General features: G+C 38.3%; 20 protein-coding genes and 2 pseudogenes. 18 read left to right on the top strand and 4 right to left on the bottom strand.

Features of this window, described 5'->3' with window-relative positions; all coding sequences use genetic code 11:
- Positions 1-316 precede the first annotated feature (316 nt).
- Positions 317-892 (bottom strand): TetR/AcrR family transcriptional regulator, encoded by a 576-nt coding sequence (locus HHK01_RS15170; RefSeq protein WP_170008546.1) that lies wholly within the window; start codon positions 890-892, stop codon positions 317-319.
- 433 nt (positions 893-1,325) lie between these two features.
- On the opposite strand from HHK01_RS15170, the gene HHK01_RS15710 reads away from it, so the two are divergent.
- The 5 genes from HHK01_RS15710 to HHK01_RS15145 all read left to right on the top strand — a co-directional run bounded on the left by HHK01_RS15710 (position 1,326) and on the right by HHK01_RS15145 (position 5,662).
- On the top strand, positions 1,326-1,664 hold the full coding sequence (locus HHK01_RS15710; RefSeq protein WP_228027606.1) for an NAD(P)H-binding protein: 339 nt from the start codon (positions 1,326-1,328) through the stop codon (positions 1,662-1,664).
- Positions 1,665-1,675: 11 nt separating this feature from the next.
- The gene (locus HHK01_RS15160; protein ID WP_170008545.1) at positions 1,676-2,722 is read left to right on the top strand and encodes an LLM class flavin-dependent oxidoreductase; all 1,047 of its coding nucleotides are present in this window, start codon (positions 1,676-1,678) and stop codon (positions 2,720-2,722) included.
- Positions 2,723-2,783: 61 nt separating this feature from the next.
- Positions 2,784-3,131 carry a DoxX family protein gene (locus tag HHK01_RS15155; protein ID WP_228027605.1) on the top strand — a complete coding sequence of 116 codons (348 nt, stop codon included), beginning with the start codon at positions 2,784-2,786 and terminating at the stop codon, positions 3,129-3,131.
- A 246-nt stretch (positions 3,132-3,377) separates the two neighbouring features.
- Entirely contained in the window at positions 3,378-4,232 is an 855-nt protein-coding gene (locus tag HHK01_RS15150) for an SDR family oxidoreductase (protein WP_194241269.1), read from the top strand.
- Between the two features lie 635 nt (positions 4,233-4,867).
- On the top strand, positions 4,868-5,662 hold the full coding sequence (locus HHK01_RS15145; protein ID WP_265575545.1) for an IS91 family transposase: 795 nt from the start codon (positions 4,868-4,870) through the stop codon (positions 5,660-5,662).
- 262 nt (positions 5,663-5,924) lie between these two features.
- Here HHK01_RS15145 and HHK01_RS15140 read toward each other — a convergent pair whose 3' ends face one another.
- A complete protein-coding gene (locus tag HHK01_RS15140; RefSeq protein WP_170008544.1) occupies positions 5,925-6,635 on the bottom strand; it encodes a GntR family transcriptional regulator in 711 nt (236 codons plus the stop codon).
- A gap of 168 nt (positions 6,636-6,803) precedes the next feature.
- Here HHK01_RS15140 and HHK01_RS15135 point away from each other — a divergent pair, with 168 nt between their 5' ends.
- From HHK01_RS15135 to HHK01_RS15085, 11 genes and pseudogenes are all read left to right on the top strand, one after another.
- The gene (locus HHK01_RS15135; protein ID WP_170008543.1) at positions 6,804-8,705 is read left to right on the top strand and encodes a beta-glucoside-specific PTS transporter subunit IIABC; all 1,902 of its coding nucleotides are present in this window, start codon (positions 6,804-6,806) and stop codon (positions 8,703-8,705) included.
- Between the two features lie 13 nt (positions 8,706-8,718).
- Positions 8,719-10,158 (top strand): 6-phospho-beta-glucosidase BglA, encoded by a 1,440-nt coding sequence (gene bglA / locus HHK01_RS15130; protein ID WP_170008542.1) that lies wholly within the window; start codon positions 8,719-8,721, stop codon positions 10,156-10,158.
- A gap of 295 nt (positions 10,159-10,453) precedes the next feature.
- On the top strand, positions 10,454-10,846 hold the full coding sequence (locus HHK01_RS15125) for a rhodanese-like domain-containing protein (RefSeq protein WP_170008541.1): 393 nt from the start codon (positions 10,454-10,456) through the stop codon (positions 10,844-10,846).
- A 28-nt stretch (positions 10,847-10,874) separates the two neighbouring features.
- Positions 10,875-11,135, top strand: coding sequence for a metal-sensitive transcriptional regulator (locus HHK01_RS15120; RefSeq protein ID WP_170008540.1), 261 nt, complete (start codon positions 10,875-10,877; stop codon positions 11,133-11,135).
- Positions 11,136-11,355: 220 nt separating this feature from the next.
- Positions 11,356-11,595: pseudogene (locus HHK01_RS15115) on the top strand (DsrE/DsrF/DrsH-like family protein); the annotation flags it as partial.
- 38 nt (positions 11,596-11,633) lie between these two features.
- A complete protein-coding gene (locus tag HHK01_RS15110) occupies positions 11,634-11,948 on the top strand; it encodes a rhodanese-like domain-containing protein (protein ID WP_170008539.1) in 315 nt (104 codons plus the stop codon).
- Positions 11,949-11,973: 25 nt separating this feature from the next.
- Complete coding sequence (locus HHK01_RS15105; protein ID WP_170008538.1) at positions 11,974-12,546, top strand: sulfurtransferase TusA family protein; 573 nt, start codon at positions 11,974-11,976, stop codon at positions 12,544-12,546.
- A 27-nt stretch (positions 12,547-12,573) separates the two neighbouring features.
- On the top strand, positions 12,574-12,969 hold the full coding sequence (locus tag HHK01_RS15100) for a DsrE/DsrF/DrsH-like family protein (protein WP_170008537.1): 396 nt from the start codon (positions 12,574-12,576) through the stop codon (positions 12,967-12,969).
- Positions 12,970-12,989: 20 nt separating this feature from the next.
- A complete protein-coding gene (locus tag HHK01_RS15095; protein WP_170008841.1) occupies positions 12,990-14,114 on the top strand; it encodes an MBL fold metallo-hydrolase in 1,125 nt (374 codons plus the stop codon).
- A 22-nt stretch (positions 14,115-14,136) separates the two neighbouring features.
- On the top strand, positions 14,137-14,364 hold the full coding sequence (locus tag HHK01_RS15090) for a sulfurtransferase TusA family protein (RefSeq protein WP_170008536.1): 228 nt from the start codon (positions 14,137-14,139) through the stop codon (positions 14,362-14,364).
- Positions 14,365-14,426: 62 nt separating this feature from the next.
- Complete coding sequence (locus tag HHK01_RS15085) at positions 14,427-15,206, top strand: sulfite exporter TauE/SafE family protein (RefSeq protein WP_170008535.1); 780 nt, start codon at positions 14,427-14,429, stop codon at positions 15,204-15,206.
- On the opposite strand, the gene HHK01_RS15080 is transcribed toward HHK01_RS15085, so the two are convergent.
- On the bottom strand, positions 15,203-15,373 hold the full coding sequence (locus tag HHK01_RS15080; protein ID WP_170008534.1) for a hypothetical protein: 171 nt from the start codon (positions 15,371-15,373) through the stop codon (positions 15,203-15,205). The two genes, HHK01_RS15085 and HHK01_RS15080, sit on opposite strands and share 4 nt — an antisense overlap.
- Positions 15,374-15,689: 316 nt before the next feature.
- On the opposite strand from HHK01_RS15080, the gene HHK01_RS15075 reads away from it, so the two are divergent.
- Both HHK01_RS15075 and HHK01_RS15070 read left to right on the top strand, forming a co-directional pair.
- Positions 15,690-16,829, top strand: a complete 1,140-nt coding sequence (locus HHK01_RS15075; protein ID WP_170008533.1) for an NAD(P)/FAD-dependent oxidoreductase — start codon at positions 15,690-15,692, stop codon at positions 16,827-16,829.
- 621 nt (positions 16,830-17,450) lie between these two features.
- Positions 17,451-17,753, top strand: a pseudogene (locus HHK01_RS15070) (transposase); the annotation flags it as partial.
- Between the two features lie 416 nt (positions 17,754-18,169).
- On the opposite strand, the gene HHK01_RS15065 reads toward HHK01_RS15070, so the two are convergent.
- The gene (locus HHK01_RS15065; protein ID WP_170008840.1) at positions 18,170-18,580 is read right to left on the bottom strand and encodes a MerR family transcriptional regulator; all 411 of its coding nucleotides are present in this window, start codon (positions 18,578-18,580) and stop codon (positions 18,170-18,172) included.
- Positions 18,581-18,937: the final 357 nt, after the last annotated feature.

The raw sequence follows: 18,937 nt of genomic DNA, 5'->3' as shown, positions 1-18,937 counted from the left end.
GCTTCGTTTAAAACCATAGTTTTGGGAATCGAAAATGTTATAAAAAAATTTGATTTTCAATAAGATCAGTCTTCCGCAAATGGGACAGATTGTGGAGTAACTCTTGTATTACGGAGTAGGCAATTACTGCGCAGCAAAATTGTTCATCCTTAGACCACTTTGTGAAAGAATGTACTAAGGAGTAGCTAATTAAAGAAATTAATATAAGCACAATTATGAGCCTGTTCTTATATATAAACAGGCTCTATTAATTATTTGTGAAAATGAAAAGAACTATTGATGGTACATCAAGTCACAAACCTGTATTTAATTAAAGTTAAACATTTTCTTTATCCAACTGTATTCCATTTATTATAAAATGCATGATTTGCTCTACGTAGTCTTCCGGGTGGGTCCTTTGATTCTGCATCCAATGCATCGTAGCTCCATAAAGCGCCCAGGTTACCATTACCGCAAAAGCTTCTGCCTCTGATTTATTTTTGTTTTTCCATTGCTTTTGTACAAGCTGTGTAAAAAAGTCCTGAAGTTCCTCTTTAAAAATCGTTTCTATTTGGGGTGTAAATGCCTCGTAACTTCGCTGACATTGGTTACTAATGGATGTTTGGAACTTAATAATAGATAAAAAAATGGCCTTAATAGTCTCTTCGTTCAAAACCTCATGTGTACTTACCTCTTGAATAACTTCTCTCATTACACTTTCACTTAATACCTTTTCAAGCAAATCAAATTTGTCTATGAAATGATAATAAAAGGTCGCTCGGTTAACCGTTGCAGCAGTTGTGATGTCTTTAATGGTAATGTGTTTAAAGTCTTTTTTCATTGATAGTTCAATAAACGCATCCATAATAAGCTTACGGGTGCGAAGAATTCGGGGATCGATTTGTTTTTCCATAAGTTTTTCTCCTATTTTTCCGACATTTTAATCAATGTGTTGGATATACGATACATGTGTAATTTTGTTGGTTGTTGAAAATGTTCCAACTGGTTATGCTAAATTTACAACATATGTTGTATAAACGAAAGGTGTTGGGGGTAAAAAATTAAAATAACGGCTAATGGTAAAATTAACCAACTGCTTGTCAATCAAGCACTTCAAGCTGGTTATGAAGTTACAGCCTATATAAGACGACCTAATGCATTAAGCATTAATACGACAAATTACAAACTGTAGTTGGGTCGTTAACAGATCAAGAAAAATTAAGGGAAAAGCAATCGTAGGAAGTGATGCTGTATTAAGCCCTTGGACCAGCAATGTCAATGAAACGAAAAGTTTCGGACCTCCCTATAGCAGAAGCACATAAAGCCATTATTTCTGTTATGGAACAGTGCGGACTATTACCCTTGCAACACCTGCAATCTCTGCAAAGGGAGACGTTAAGCAGCTTATTACAGTGTTACCAAGAATTATGCCAAAACTAGTCTTTCCTACTGCATACGCTGAGATGAAAGCAATTGAGAAATTAATTAAAGGTTCTACGCTTGATTGGACTGTTGTACGAATCATTGACCCAAATGCAAAAACAAATGGGAATGGATATTCTATATCATTTGGAGATACAAAAGGGAAGATGAGTGCTTCTCGTTATAATGTAGCGAGAAGTATGCTTGAGGCAACGAAGATAGACGCATGGATTCATAAAATGCCAATTGTATTTAACAAATAGGAGGGGAAGAAATGAGCAAATTTGAATTTGGGGTTTATTCACTAGGGGAACGAATACCTGATGCAAACGGGAATACGTTATCTGCTAAAGATCGTGTAGAGAACATTATTCAAATGGGAAAGTGGGCGGATGAAGCAGGACTCGATGTATTTGGCGTTGGAGAACATCATCGCCTAGATTTTGTGACATCTTCCTATGCCATGCTACTTGCAGCAATTGCACGGGAGACGAAAAGTATTAAACTAGCCAGCACACTATCCGTTATTAGTACAGCCGATCCAGTGCGTGTTTATGAAGACTTCGCCACACTGGATTTATTATCGAACGGACGTGCTGAAATTATTTTAGGTCGTGGGGCATTTTTAGAATCATTCTCACTCTTTGGAGTAAGTTTAAATGATTACGATGAATTGTTTGAAGAGAAGTTGAATCTTTTTATCAAACTGCAAGAGAAGGAAGTCATCAGTTGGCAAGGGAAATTCCGCTCCTCCCTTCAAAATGCACAGATAGCACCTAGACCTGTGCAGATGAAACTGCCACTTTGGATTGGTGTCGGGGGTACCCCTGCAAGTGCGATTCGTGCAGGAAGACTTGGTGTAAATATGGCTCTTGGTTTGTTAGGTGGTCGTCCTGAACAGGTAAAACTACTAACAGATTTATACTGGAAAAGTGCTAGAGAAGCAGGTCATGATCTATCCAAATTAAGGGTTTCTGTGACAGGACACTCGTATATAGCAGAAACAGGAGAACAAGCGATTAACGAATTTGTTACGCATTATAATCAATATTTTGATTACTTTTCAAAAGATCGTGGTCTTCAACACTTCTATACACCTGCAGAGCAATTGATGCCTCAGCGAGCAGCTGGACAGATTTTAGCTGTTGGGAGTGCAGAAGAACTAGTAGAAAAAATCTTGTATCAGCATGAGCTATTCGAGCATTCACGCTTTATGGGACAATTCGATATGGGTGGCCAGCCATTAGCCAGAGTAGAAAAAGCGATTGATTTACTGGCAAACAAAGTGGCACCCATGGTCCGCAGAGCTTTATCAAAATAACTTGTAAAGTTTAAAAATAGTTATCTTTAAAAATGAAATAATATAACAAGGGGAGAGAAGAATGATGGTAATTTTAACTTATATTTTACAAGGAATTCTTGCATTAATGTTTTTGATGGCGGGATTTGGGAAGGTATCAGGTTCTAACATGCATGTGGAAGCATTTAAGAAGTGGCGATTGCCACAATGGTTTAGAGTTGTGACAGGGATTGTTGAATTAGCAGGAGCTGTACTTTTAATTGTTGGATTTTGGGTTTCCACTTCCGCATTGGCAGGATCGCTTTTACTTGCGATTACAGGTATAGGTGGAATCCTTACGCATATTCGGGTAAAGGATTCCTTTAAGGATACGGTTATGATCCTATTCTTAGCGGTTCTATCGGCTGTTGTATTTTTTCTTTATTTGTAGTAAAAGGCAAAGACTCTAAGCAAAGAGAAGTTTATTCTAGAACGGTGTGAAGGGGGGTGATTAAAGAGATATCCTCGCAGTCAGCAGCGCAGATCAACTAGTGAAAAAGATTTTTATCAATCAAGCTATTAGACCGTAGCTAGTTTTGGGATAATTAAATATGGAGGGTAACCTATTTCTAGGGTGGCGAAGGCTATAAAGTTTTAGAAAAACGAAACATAATAATAAATTGGAGGTAATTAAATTATGAAAATTGGTGTAAGTGGTGCAAGCGGACAATTGGGTGGAGCGGTAGTTAAATATTTATTGGAGCGGTCGAATGAGCATAGTATTGTAGCCATTTCGCGTTCTCCAGAGAAAATAAAACTTGAACGTGTAGAAGCTAGATTCGGGGATTATAATCAACCATCATCACTTTCCGAGGCATACAGTGGCTTGGACAGGCTGTTGTTGATACCATCTACCGACATGGAGACCGGTCGTCGAGCGGAGCAGAATATTACAGCTATTGACAAAGCCGTAGCTGCAGGTGTGTCTCACATTGTCCTTATGTCATCTGCGGGGACGCGAAATGTGGAGAAAACGAACATCGCAGCTGAATACTTTGCCCCCGAACAACATTTGATGAGTAAAGCTAACCAATGGAGTATACTACGTATGAGCTACTATGCAGAGGCTATTATAACCGAAGCACAGATGTCCCTAGCACATGGTGTACTTACTGGTATCACTGAAAACAAAGTAAGTTTTGTTTCTCGTGACGATCTAGCTGCAGCAGCAGCAGGTTTACTTGTCGGTGAAGGGCATGATGGCGCAATTTATACGGGAACTGGACCAGAAAGCCTAACTGGTGCGCAAAGAGCAGAGGCAATAGCTAAAGCAAGTGGTAAATCATTGAAGTATTTAACTCTACCTGTTGAGACACTTCGAGAGCAGCTTCAGCAGGCAGAACTTCCAGAAGGGGTCATCTCCGCCATTGTAAGTATCCAACAGAACTTTTCAAATGGTGACTTCGATATCGTTACGGGAGATATTGAGAAATTGTCTGGTCGTCCAGCACGAACTTTTGAATCAATCCTGTCTACCACCACATTCCAGTAATTTACTCTTGCGATATAAATGTATGGACAACTCAGGAAAGGTGTCACATAAACATTGTTGGCACGATATAACTTAGTAGCCTATGACATTTTAATATACTTCACACCCTATTTTGAAGGAGTTGCTGTTTTTTAGGTGTTAACGGGTCACAATTGTTGAAAGGAGAGCCACCATTTTGTTGGTGGCTCTCTTTATGGTAGTGGTTGCTCGTAGTTTGGATGGATAATATAAGATATATAGATACATTTTATTATGAATAAAATAATATATTCCGTCTTCTTTCGTTAACGGAGGCTTATGTAAAGATCAGCTAATAACACAAAGCCATTTACTGCGTAGTACAAAACTACTGCGCATTCAAACAACATCTATTTGTACTAAGTTTGTGAAAAAAATACTTTAAGGGTGCTTTAGTGGAATAGTGTAGTATGGGTTGGTGAAGGACTTTTACGAATTCCTTTTCTGTTTGCCCCTTTTAACTCACATAATTACATTGAAGGAACTCGTCAAAAACTATCTAGGCTTGTGCTCATATCAGTCTATAAAGGTGCCTTTCTTTCTTGGTTTGTTTGGTTTGGCGATTAAACAACACCACAAGATAAGCATACTTTTTGATTTTTTTATGTCCTTTTAAGGTGTTTTTGTTTTTAGCACTGCTTTTAAAGAGCCATAGCGTTAGCAACTTTGTTCTTCTCTTGATTCCGAAGCGGCAGAACCGTCCCCATGCTTCGGGGCAGAACTTACATTACCATCCCCATATTCACACGGTTGTATTAGCTGGGGGCTTACCAAACAGAATCAGTGGCGCAGCACAAGTAAAAGATTCTTTATACCGGTTAAAGTCCTATCTAAAAAGTTTCGTTGTAAATTTCCCCATTATTTTAAAACAGTACTATCAACAAAATCGACTTGAATTTTATAATGATGCCAAACAGTTTGAAGACCCGAAAGCATTTCAAGAGTTAATTGATCAGTGTTATAACCTCAACTGGTATAGCGATACCAAAAGGACATTTTCGGGTCCCTTGGCTGTCATCGAATATCTTGGCCGTTACACCCCTCGTATCGCCATATCCAATCACCGGATTCTTTCGGTTGAAAACGATACGGTTACAATTCTCGTGAAGGATTATAAAAACAACAATGAAAAAAAGACTGTAAAGATGAAAGTTGTAGAGTTTATTCGTCGATTTTTAATGCATACTCTTCCGAGGAAATTTGTGAAAATCAGACACTATGGACTACTAGCGAATCGAAGCAAAAAAACGAAGCCGCAACTCTGTCGTCGACTAACGCAAAGTCCGGTATATCAACCGAAATATGAAGGACTAAGTACCATTGAAATTCTTTCCGTTCTTGTCAATAAAGATGTCACGTTGTGTCCTGGATGTAGAAAATCGCCACTTAAAATGGTTTTAGGTGAACCCTAATGAGCCCCAACCGCGTACTTTTTAAAAAGCCTCTTCAATGGGGAGGGTCAAAAGATTGAAACCCCATAGGCCAGGGACCGCGACTTCATTCTTCTCGGCAATCAAAAATTTTGCGTGTTAGTGGTAGCATGAAACAACAGAAAGGCACAATGAGTGGATTAGATCCGCCCATTGTGCCTTTTCTCTCGCAAAACTTCCGATTGTCCCCTTTAAGAACCGTCCCCGTGCTCCGTAAAACAGCATCAAGCTTATAACGATCACTTTATAATAAATGACTATTCGCTTGGACAAAGAACTGGGATTGTTCATAGTTATACGTGACTTTTGAAAAGTCAAATGATTGACCATTATTCAAATAGAAAATACTCTCAACATAGAATTTAGGGTCTCCGACTTTTAAACCTAAGTAATTTGCTTCTTCCTCGTTCAGTTTAGCGACATGAAGAAATAGATCGGAAAAGCCAATCTTTAATCCTAATCCTTCCTTGATGTAACGAAAGATGGATTCAGAAACAATTTCATTATTCAAGTAGGGAATGATGGATTTATTATAATAGGATTCTTCAAAGCATAATGTTTGTCCGTTAATATACCTTATTCTCTTTACATAATAGACATCGTTGTCTTTTCCTATGTTCAAATTTTCAGCAGCCTCTATTGTTGGTTTTCTCACTGCTAATTCAATGACTTTGGAAGTAATATTAAAATCCTCAAGGTCCTTTTTAAATCCCTGATTGGAAAGCAGACTAATATATCCTTTTCTTTTATGCCTTCTAACAAAAATACCGCTACCTCTTACTTGAAAGACGACCCCTTTTTTTTCCAATAGATCTAAAGATTTCGTAATTGTACTTTTACTCACTTCAAAATGAGTCATTAAGGTTTCTAATACTGGAAGTTTATCTCCTTGTTTAAGCGCATGGTCTTCAATATACTTTTCGATTTCGATTGCGATTTGCTGGTATTTTAACATATACATACCCCATTAGTTTAGATCTATTTTAATCCCTGCATTATAGCATAGATTTGTCAAAAAACCATTCAACTAAATTGTGCAATAACAAAAATATTATTTGGGCATTGAAAAATTATACCGGTACAATTATACTGAAAATGCAGAAACAATTTAGGGGGGTTTAAAATGTCCGGAAAAGTTAGAGATTACACCAAGCTTGCACAAGACATTTTGGAAGCGGTTGGCGGGGAAGCAAATGTGATTGGAGCTACTCGTTGTGCAACGAGACTTAGATTAGTGCTTAAGCGATCGAATCCAAAAGCAAAACAAATCGTATCTTCTTTACCTGGAGTCATAACAGTCGTGGAAAACAACGGCCAATTTCAAGTGGTCATTGGGCAACACGTAGGAGAAGTATTTGGTGAATTTTCTAGCTTAGTAAACAATGAAACATCCGATGATGGACAAGCTGAAAACAAAGGAACGATTGTAAATCGAGTCATCGCGACGATGTCAGCTGTGTTTGCGCCATTTATCTATATATTAGCTGCTGCTGGTATTTTACAAGGCTCATTGATATTAATTAACTTAATGTCTGATAACTTTGTAGAAACTGGGACTTACGAGGTTTTAAGTTTTATTTCGTGGGCACCATTTACGTTTTTACCGATTTTCATTGCAATTACTGCATCAAAGCACTTTAAAACTAACACTTATATAGCAGTAGCAAGTAGTGCTGCATTAGTAAGCCCAACTTGGACCGAGATGGCCGCGCAGATTGCAGAAGGTAACAGCATTTCGTTCCTTGGACTTGCTTTATCTCCAACTACGTATACATCATCCGTGTTACCGCCATTATTTTTAGTATGGATTATGTCTTATCTTGAAAGATTTTTAAATAAGAAAATGAATGAAGTAGTTAGACCATTATTTGTACCTCTCTTATGTATGGTAATTATGGTACCTTTAACGATTGTCTTAATCGGACCTGTGACAACAATGGGTGCGAACGGAATTGCAAACGGTTACAATTTCTTGGCTGAAAATGCACCTGTTGTAGCGGGAGCGATAATCGGGGCTTTCTGGCAAGTCTTTGTTATCTTTGGTGTTCACTGGGGAATCACTCCAATGGTACTAGCGAATTATGAATTATACGGTCGAGATTCCTTCCAGGCCTATCAAACAATCGCTGTTATTGCACAGATTGGAGCGGTACTTGGAGTTATTTTGAAAACGAAAAATCAAGAAATACGAAAAGTCGGCGTTTCAGCTGGGGTAACTGGATTATTTGGGATTACTGAACCAGCCATTTACGGGGTAACTTTGAGGTTTAAGAAGCCGTTTATCTTTGGGTGTATTTCTGGAGCTGTTGGTGCAATTGTAGCAAGTTTCTTTACCCCTTATTACTTTGCTTATGCAGGGTTGCCAGGACCGCTGACCCTTGTCAATGGGATCAGTTCAGACTACCCAATGTCGATTTGGGGAATTTTAGTTGGGGCTGCAATTGCTATTATTCTTCCTGTTGTTTTAATTCAAATCTTTGGATTCGGTGAGGATACGGCGAAACAAGCAGGAAGTGAAGATCTTGTAGAAGAGCAAAAGGGGATTAATTTACAGACTAATGATGTGAAAAGTGAAGAAACAGTGGATGCTCCGTTTAGCGGTAAGGTTATCCCACTTTCAGAAGTTCCAGATGAAGTATTTAGTTCAGGTGCTATGGGTCAAGGGTTAGCGATTGAGCCATCAGACAATAAATTGTACGCTCCTTTTGACGGAACAATCGTTATGGTCGCACCTACAAAGCATGCGGTCGGATTACGTTCGCAATTTGGTGTTGAATTACTTGTGCATATTGGGTTAGATACGGTTACTTTGGAGGGGAAACCTTTTACCTTGAAAGTGGAAGATGGAGCTAAATTCAAAAAAGGGGACCTACTTGTTGAGTTTGATAAAGAATTTATTCAAAGTAAGGGCTTAAAAACGATTACCCCTGTTATCGTAACGAATTCACATGCTTATCAACAAATTATCATTGAAGATAGTAAAGAAAGTGCATTAAATCAGAAATTGTTTACATTAGTAAGTTAGGGAGGAATTTATTATGAAAAAATTACCGAAGGATTTCTTATGGGGCGGCGCTTTAGCTGCCCACCAATTCGAAGGTGGTTGGGATCAAGGCGGTAAAGGACCAAGCGTTGTAGACGTATTGACCGCAGGTGCCCATGGCGTACCGAGAAAAAACACTGTGACGATTGAAGAGAATGAATTCTATCCAAACCATGAAGCAATTGATTTTTATCATAAATATAAAGAAGATATCGCGTTATTTGCAGAAATGGGTTTAAAATGTTTAAGGACTTCTATAGGGTGGAGCCGAATTTTCCCAAAAGGGGATGAAGCGGAGCCGAACGAAGAAGGGTTACAGTTTTATGATAATGTATTTGATGAGTTGCTAAAGCATGGAATTGAACCGGTCATTACTTTATCTCACTTTGAAATGCCGTTGCATCTGGCAAAAGAATATGGCGGATTTAAAAATCGAAAAGTAGTAGACTTCTTCGCAAAATTTGCTGAGGTTTGTTTTAATCGATACAAAGATAAAGTAAAATACTGGATGACATTCAACGAAATTAATAACCAAATGGATGTGAATAATCCTCTGTTCTTATGGACAAACTCCGGTGTTACGGTAGAAGAAGGCGAAAACGCTAAAGAGGTCATGTATCAAGCAGGACACCACGAATTGATTGCAAGTGCATTAGCCGTAGCAAAGGGAAGAGAAATCAATCCAGAATTCAAAATTGGGGCAATGGTTTCACATGTACCTATTTACCCTTATTCATCGAATCCAGAAGATGTGATGCTAGCTGAAGAAGAAATGAGACAACGATACTTCTTCCCTGATGTACATGTTCGTGGCTACTATCCAAGCTATGCCTTAAACGAGTTTGAAAGAGAAGGCTACAATATCAAGTTTGAAGATGGCGATGAAGAAATCTTACGAAATGGTACGGTTGATTATTTAGGGTTTAGTTATTACATGTCTACAACGGTTAAAAGTGATGTCGAAAAGGATAATCGTGGAGATATCGTTAATGGTGGATTACCGAATGGGGTGGAAAACCCATACATTAAGTCTAGTGATTGGGGTTGGGCCATTGATCCAACTGGATTAAGATATACATTAAATCGTTTCTATGATCGATACCAAATTCCATTGTTTATCGTAGAAAATGGTTTTGGTGCAGTGGATACTATAGAAGAAGATGGCTCTATCCATGATCCAGAAAGAATTACTTATTTAAAATCACATATTGAGGCATTACAAAAAGCGGTAACGTATGATGGTGTTGACTTAATGGGCTATACGCCATGGGGAATAATCGACATTGTATCATTCACAACAGGTGAAATGAAAAAACGTTATGGTATGATCTTTGTGGATCGTGATAATGAAGGAAATGGTTCAATGGAACGTTATAAGAAGGATTCATTTAATTGGTATAAAAGGGTCATTCAAACGAACGGAGAACAATTATAATAGAGAAACCTAACTCTTGCTAACCATGGAAAATACTAACCCGAATATGGACACTCATAAAAAAGTGCCATATTCGGTTTTTTTTCTGTGGAAAAGGGGCGGAGTTACGCAGAATCCTAAAAATCATCTGATGGGTAGCCGTTGAACCTGGTTGTTGATTCCGCTACAGGCGGACGCTTTCCGCGGGCGGGACGCGAGCCTTATTTGGTAAATTTATACTCTGGTAAAAGTAACAAAGGGTGGTATAATACACACGGGGGTATGTTTATAGAAGTATGAGAGGAGAATCTTTGATTTGGACATAAGTTATCTTATTAATATACTTTTATTTGTTTTAGTAGGGTGGTTCGTTTATAAGAGAATAGCTCCAGTTAAAAACTTAAGAAATTTAACGGAGGCACAACTGCGTGAAAAATTCGAACGCGGAGCTAGTACATTAATTGACGTGCGAGAAACTCATGAATTTAGTTCCGGTCATATTCCTGATGCAGTGAATATACCATTATCTAAGTTGAAACAACGTTTAAAGGAAATTCCTAACGATAAAGAATTGATCTTGTATTGCCAAAGTGGCATACGTAGTAAACAGGCAGCACGGATTTTACAGAAGCAAAATTACACAGATGTTTCTCACTTGTCAGGAGGTATTTCCTCTTGGTCGGGACAGAAAAAAAGCGGATTGGGATAAAAAATAGATAAGAATTGGAGGTTATAACATGGAATACAATGACCAAATCAAAAATAGAATGAAACGTATTGAAGGTCAAGTTAGAGGTATTTTAAGAATGATGGAAGAGGGAAAAGAGTGTAAAGACCTTGTGGGTCAAATGTCTGCGGTTCGTTCTGCATTAGATCGCGCCATAGGTGTTGTTGTAAGTTCTAACCTAGAGGAATGTGTTCGCCTGCAAATAGAAAGAGGAGAAGATACTGAGGAACTAATTCAAGAAGCTGTTAATTTATTGGTGAAGAGTAGATAAATAAATTTTGGCTGTTTATAACAACGAACAGCCATTTCATTTACTTCTGCTCAAAGAAACAGTCGAATGTTGACAACTATTTTTTTGTTTGCTAACATACCCACAGGGGTAATGAGTCAACACTGTTACTAATGGTAATAAATGTTAGCTATATTTTTTTGAATACTAATATACCCATACAGGTAGGTGTATTAGATTTTATAGTAGGTAGAGATATTAAATGGGCGAGCAGAAAGAAAAAACAACTATTGTCTTATTTAGTGGGGACTTAGATAAAGCTATTGCAGCATTTATTATTGCTAATGGTGCAGCAGCTTATGATCATGAGGTAACGATCTTTCATACTTTTTGGGGACTTAATGCTTTAAGAAAAGATGAGCAAGTACCAGTCAAAAAGGGAATACTTGAAAAGGCCTTTGGTTTTATGATGCCTCGTGGTCCAGAGAGATTCGGACTATCACTTCGGTGAAACTAAAGGAGAGAGGAAAGAGGTAAAAAATGGGAACTAAACTGAAAATAGAGGAAGTAAAACCTTTTGAGATAGCAAGAAGATTAAAAAATGATGAAAAGCTCAACATCATTGATGTCAGAGAGGGCAATGAAGTTGAAACGGGGAAAATCCCAGGGGCAAAACACATCCCTTTAGGAGAGATTTTAACTCGTCTAGATGAATTGGATAAAGAAAAAGAATATGTTATGGTCTGTCGTTCCGGCAACCGAAGTGGTTTAGCCTCTGAATGGTTAACTGAAAAGGGTTTTAAGGTAAAAAACATGGTTGGTGGAATGTCCAATTGGGAAAGCGATATAGAATAAATAAACAAATATGGAGGAATAAGAAATGACCATTCATACGGATCATATGTTAGATGCAAAAGGGCTTGCTTGTCCGATGCCGATTGTAAAAACGAAAAAAGCGATGAATGACTTAGAACCTGGGCAAGTGATCGAGGTGCAAGCGACGGATAAGGGCTCACTCGCGGATATTCAAGCTTGGGCAAAAAGCAGTGGCCACCAGTACCTTGGAACAACAGAAGAGGCTGATGTATTGAAGCACTACCTTCGTAAGGCAAGCGAATCCGAAATAAAAGAAGATAAGGACTATCCTCACGCAATAAAAAATGACGAATTACAAGAAAAATTGGATGCTGGAGAGAAGGTTACTGTACTTGATGTCCGTGAACCTGCTGAATATAGTTTTGGACATATTCCAGGCGCAAAATCAATTCCATTGGGTGAACTAGAGAATCGAGCAGATGAGTTGGATAAAGAAAGTGAAGTTTACGTTGTGTGTCGTACCGGCAACCGCAGTGACTTAGCTTCTAAGCAGCTCGCTGAAAAGGGCTTTAAAAGTGTTAAAAATGTTGTTCAAGGAATGGTAGAGTGGTCCGGCTCAGTCGAAAAAAGTCAATAAAAACAAACTAAATGGAGGAATGTAAAAATGGCAACAAAAGTAGCGATTATTGCAAGTAATGGGAGTTTATTTGATGCCTATAAGGTATTTAACGTAGCAACAGCTGCGGCAGCAAGTGATGCCGAAGTGGGGATCTTCTTCACATTTGAAGGTTTAAATTTGATTCACAAGGAAGGACATAAGCAGCTTCCTATCCCTGAAGGCCGTGAGCATTTTCAAGAAGGTTTTAAAAAGGAGAACGTACCATCTATCCCCGAATTACTTTCAATGGCACAAGAAATGGGTGTGAAGATCATTGCTTGTCAGATGACAATGGATGTCATGAGCTTAGATAGAGATCAATTTGTTGATGGAATTGAGGTTGGTGGTGCGGCAAGTTTCATCCACTATGCTTCTGACGCCAATATTACATTAACATTCTAAAGGAGGTTTCTGGATTGGGCATGAAACTAATTTCAGCAAAAGAAGTGACCGATAAGGTTTTAAGTAATAAGGCACTCTTTATTTTAGACGTTAGAAACGAAGATGCGTTTAGTGATTGGAAAATCGAAGGGAAACAAGTTGAGCACCTAAATGCCCCTTATTTCGATTTGATTGATGGGGTTGATGAGATTGTTGATCAACTTCCGAAAGATAGTGAAATTCTTGTCGTTTGTGCGAAGCAAGGATCGTCCGAGATGGTTGGGGAGCATTTAGTTGACGCTGGATTTGAAGGTGTATTTGTGCTTGAAGGCGGGATGAAGACATGGAGTGAATATTTAAATCCAGTGAAGATTGGTGATTTGAAAGACGGTGGCTCTATTTATCAATTTGTTCGTATTGGTAAAGGCTGTCTCTCTTACTTCATTGAATCAAACGGAGAAGCTATCGTTGTTGACTCCACCCGGACAGTTGATGCGTATATTGACTTTGCAAAGGAAAAAAGTGTCACTATTAAGCATGTTCTTGATACGCACTTACATGCTGACCATATATCAGGTGGACGTTTAGTACAAGAGCGTACAGGTGCGACGTACTATTTACCACCAAAAGATGCAGAGGAAGTACAATTTTCTTATGAGCCACTTGTCGAGGGGAAAGATATATCTGTAGGCAATACAAAGGTTAAAGTGGAGCCACTGTATTCTCCAGGTCATACGATTGGAAGTACGTCATTGATTGTTGACGATCAATACTTGCTAACCGGAGATATTCTTTTTGTAGAATCGATTGGCCGTCCTGACCTAGCTGGGAAAGCTGGAGACTGGGCAGATGATTTACGCAATACGTTATATGACAAATATAAGGAATTGTCATACGAGCTCATCGTTCTTCCAGCACACTTTGGAAATGTCAGTGAATTAGATGATCAAGGTCAAGTTCAAGCAAAACTTGGCGACCTATTTGAAAAAAATGCAGGTTTAAATCTGGATGAAAAAGAATTCCGTCGTGCTGTATCAGAGAATCTACCACCACAGCCGAATGCTTATCAAGAAATTCGTCAAACGAACATGGGGAAAATAAACCCAAATGATGAAGATCAACGTGAAATGGAAATTGGACCAAATCGTTGTGCCATACACGGATAATAAATAAAAAGGAGAGTTTGAAATGAATTCAGACAAAATAGTAGATGCAAAAGGGCTGGCATGTCCAATGCCGATTGTAAAAACAAAAAAGGCGATAAATGAATTAAATTCAGGAGAAGTGTTAGAAGTTCATGCAACAGATAAAGGAGCAAAAAGTGACCTTACTGCTTGGTCAAAGTCTGGTGGACATGAATTATTACAAGATACAGAAGAAGATGGGGTTTTAAAGTTTTGGATTAAGAAAGGTTAAACATCAATTGAAAAGGGGGTTGCTATGCCTCCTTTTCAATTTATCAAAAGGGGAAACATACGATGGATATAACCTTTATTCTTACCCTATTTGTTATTGGGCTAATCGGATCTTTATTATCAGGAATGCTCGGTATCGGTGGGGCTATTATTAATTATCCGATGCTATTATACATTCCTGTCTTACTAGGATTTGTAGGTTTCAATGCTTATGAAGTTTCAGGCATTGTTGCCGTTCAAGTCTTTTTTGCTACACTTTCCGGTGTTTTCGCCTATCGTAAAGGAGGGCATTTAAATAAAAGCTTAATCCTAACGATGGGTGTAAGTATTCTAATCGGGAGTTTCATCGGTGGATACGGTTCTCGATTCTTATCCGAGGAAGGAATCAATCTTGTTTATGGCATGTTGGCTGTAATTGCTGCAGTGATGATGTTTATTCCAAAGAAAGGAATAGATGATAGAGGGCGTGATCAAGTCGCATTTTCTAAGGGCTTAGCTGCTTCACTTACGTTTATTGTCGGTCTTGGGGCAGGCATCGTTGGAGCAGGAGGAGCATTTCTCCTCGTGCCAATTATGTTAGTTGTTTTAAAAATACCGACCCGAATGACGATTGCCACTTCGCTCGCTGTTACATTTATTTCTTCCATTGGTGCAACGGTAGGGAAACTGACAACTGGGCAAGTTCCGTTTATCCCAGCGCTAGTAATGGTAGTTGCTAGTCTTATTGCATCACCTCTTGGTGCAGCTATTGGAAAGAAAGTGAACACAAATTTTTTACAAGGAATACTGGCGGTGTTAATACTGATTACTACAATTAAAATTTGGTTAGAAATATTGTCTTAAGCTTTTTTCGTTTCAATATATGATTCCAGTGCTGGGTGAAACTCTTTTTCGTAGTGGCCATTTGGACAAAACTTAATAATTTGAGCTGTTAATGTATGGGTTTTATTTACTAAAACATCATTACACTTTGGGCATTTCTCTATAAAAAAATTCTTTAAGATATTCATCAAGAAAGACCTCCTGAGATCAAATCTGCCAAAACCAATGTGTTTACTATGATTTTAACATAATAGAGGAAAGGTTGGAATGGAATAATAAGGGTGGAGGGGAAAGTAAAGGCGGGAAGTCGATTTAATTCAAATATGCGGACAAACTAATATACGAAAGTCATGAAAGTAAGATGATCGAGTGCTTCAAAAAACCTTTGAAATCAATAAATCAATTGAATAAGCGAAATATTAGAAAAGTTTATATTACTTAACACTTTCATCACATTTATTGGATACCATATGGAGTATAAAAAAAGTAAGGAGATGATATTGCATGGCAAAAATTATTATAGCAGGTGGAGGATTTGGTGGGATTGTTGCTGCACAGTCCCTTCGAAATGAATTAGGGAATGAACATGATATTTTGTTAATTTCAAATTTGGACAAGTTCTATATGCGTGCAGCCTTCCCAGGTGTGGCAATTGGTCATATTGATCCTGAAGAAATTGTCCTGTCATTACCTGAGTTACTACACAAGAGAAATATTGACTTTTTAGCTGGTGATATTGAAAAGGTTGACCCTAAGGAACAGAAAGTCTATGCTTCCGACCAAACGATTGATTACGATTATCTTGTTACGGCGATGGGTGCACATTTCGCATATGAAAAAATCCCTGGATTTAAGGATTACGGTCATTCATTACAAACAATCGACATGGCTTTAGAGCTTCGTAAAGCGATTTCATCTTTTAAAGGTGGTACTTTCGTGGCTGGTGTAGCAGCAAACAGCCCTTGCGAAGGACCGGCTCTTGAAGTTTTATTTCAACTCGATCATTATCTTCGTGAAAAAGGTATAAGGGATCAAACAGAATTTCATTATTTTACCGCTAAGCCTGTTGCTTTTGCTCCGGGCGGACCAGTAGTACAAGATTTTGTCAAAGAACAGTTTGAAAAACATGACGTTCATCTTCATGTCAACGTAGAGTTGAGTGAAATAGCAGAAAATGAAGTTCGGTTTAAAGATGGTCCTGTTTTGGAAAGTCAATTGTCGTTTATCATGCCTGCATACGAAGGTCCAAAGGGATTACAAGGAAGTGGTTTGGAAGGTGAGGGTGGATTTGTTCCGGTCAACGAACAACTGCGTTCGGTTCATTATCCAAATGTATTTGCAACAGGGGATATGATTCAGATGGTGGGTCCGAAAATGGGGCACAATGCAATGGCAGGTGCAAAAGTAATTGCCCAAAATATTGCTCATGAGTTGAAAGTCAGCAATACAAACAAACTTTATACACCTGAAGTACTATGTGTGATGGAGATGGGTGGAGACAATGCTGCATATATTGAGGCTGATACAATTTGGGGTGGAACCCGGAGTAAAGTTCCCGTTACAGGTCCAGTAGCAGCTTTTATGAAGAAATCTTTTAAAGAATACTTTGTGCGAGAACAAGGGAATATAGATTATATTCTGTAGAGATACACACTTGAACCATTAAGGGGGAGCCAAGTGAGACATATTTGGAGCAATCTTTGACCCTCTCAAAGGCTACTGTTCCTGGTGGATGCACGGGGGCGGTTCTCTTGCTTCCGAAGCAGCAGAAGAACGAAATCGCTAATGCGATGGCTCTCTAGAAGCAGTTCTAAAAACAAAAATACCTTAAAAAGACATAAAAAAATAAAGAAGTATGCTTATCTTGTGGTATTGTTTAATCGCCAAACCAATTCGAAAAAACGTACTAGAGGACAAGAAAACCACCCTACGCCGTCACAAGCAAAAGGGTGGTTCTCAAGATAACAAGTAACTTCTGACAACCACCACCCTGACGGTAGAGGTTGCAGGGAGAGAAGTGTCGACGCTTCTCTCTTTATTTATATGTCCATTATACATAAAAAAATTCGTATAGGCAAAAGAATGAGGTCGCCCATAAGTGGGTGCGGTGCCCAAATTTAATTGTTTGGTGTAAAGAGGGTAATGACCAACAACAGAACATGGCTGTTCCACAAAAATGATTGGGTTTGAGTTTTCTATTTTTGGTGTGAAAGGCATTGGAATTGACTGCTTGTTCAAATTTGGGTGAGCGGTCAATTCTTGTAGATCGAAGCGCAACTGGATGCATCTTTAGCTGAATTGCGCGCTGAAGTTCCTCAAGGCCCTACTTGGGGCATGAAAAAGAACAGTGAAGGCAAAAACGTTTTTTGGTATGGCTATAAGGGACACTTGGCCGTTGGTACATCGAGTCAATACATACTACAATCCCTCTTCTCATCGGGTAGCTTGAACGGTGGAAAGGCAGCAATCCCCTTATTAAAGGGAATTCACGAACGTCTCTCCATTCCATCACTGCGCTATCAGGCCATGGATGCTGGTTATGATGATGACCCCATTTACGAACAAGTAGTATGAATGTCAATCAGCTGATAATCTGATACAATAACCATATACTTTTTGTTGGGACGTCTCCTGTATAACTGTTGGCGCAGTTATACATTATGGGAGGCGTCTTTTCCTTTCGCCGGATTATATTCATGGACATTATACTCGTCCACTTCCGGACAGGCAATACCGTCAACTTTCAGTAATCTTAGGGTGTCAAAAACAGGGTGTACCTGCGAAAATATTAAAGAATATCGAAACTAGTCAGGAATAATTCTGTTGTTTTCATCTTTTTGCAGATTATATAGTTCTCTTTTATATGAGAATAATGGGAGAAATTTATAATTGCACAACATAATTGTTGGAGCACTCCCGGTGTTATAGAGTCGTTCTAATTGTATGTAACTAAAGTATTGAACAAAACGAAGCGGTGGCTTCTATTAATTAGTAATCTCTATTTTATCGTTTTTATGAATATCTTCCGTTCCAGCATCCAAAGCAGTTTTATAATAGGAACATTTATGCTCGATGAGTTCCATTGTTTTTTTTAATTCTTCTATCTGCGCTTCTACACTAGCCTTTCTTTCCATAAACATGTCATATCTTTGCTGCAACGTTGAATCCCCATCAGAACACCAATCAATGAAGTTTTTAATTTCCTTAATAGGCATCCCTGTAGATTTCAGACATTCAATTATTTTTAAAGCGTCGATATCAGATTCTTTAAACAAGCGTGTTCCGCTGTCTGCCCGTTCTACAAAAGGCATAAGTCCCTCTTTGTCGTAGTAACGCAAGGTATAGACTGTAAGATTCAATTCTTTTGCAACTTCACTGATAGAATATGTCTTCAACATTTATCTCCCCTTTCAATTGATAGATAGATCTCGAGTTAACTCTATTGTTGTGAGAGGATTTTATCGCTGTTTTTGCTGAATGTCAAAGTTACTTTAAAGGGAAAGTAACTTTGACTCGGTTCAATTGAGATATACTTGCTTTTAAAATATGTAACTAATATAGGCTAGATGGATAAATGATATGAAAACTGTCTGCCCGAGGTGATCTTCAGAAAAATTTTAAAATCACTTGACCTAGAGTTAACTATAAGGATTAACATTGTTTTGCAAGAGAAAAAGTTGGAATCGAAATGAATAAGGGTAAATTTTACCTGAGTAATTCATTTACCTGATACAAACATATTCTCTTAAAAA

This window comes from Bacillus fonticola (assembly GCF_012955605.1).
Taxonomy (GTDB): domain Bacteria; phylum Bacillota; class Bacilli; order Bacillales; family JC228; genus Bacillus_CG; species Bacillus_CG fonticola.
Note: the sequence above shows the minus strand (reverse complement) of the source record. Positions and strands in the feature narration are given on the sequence as shown.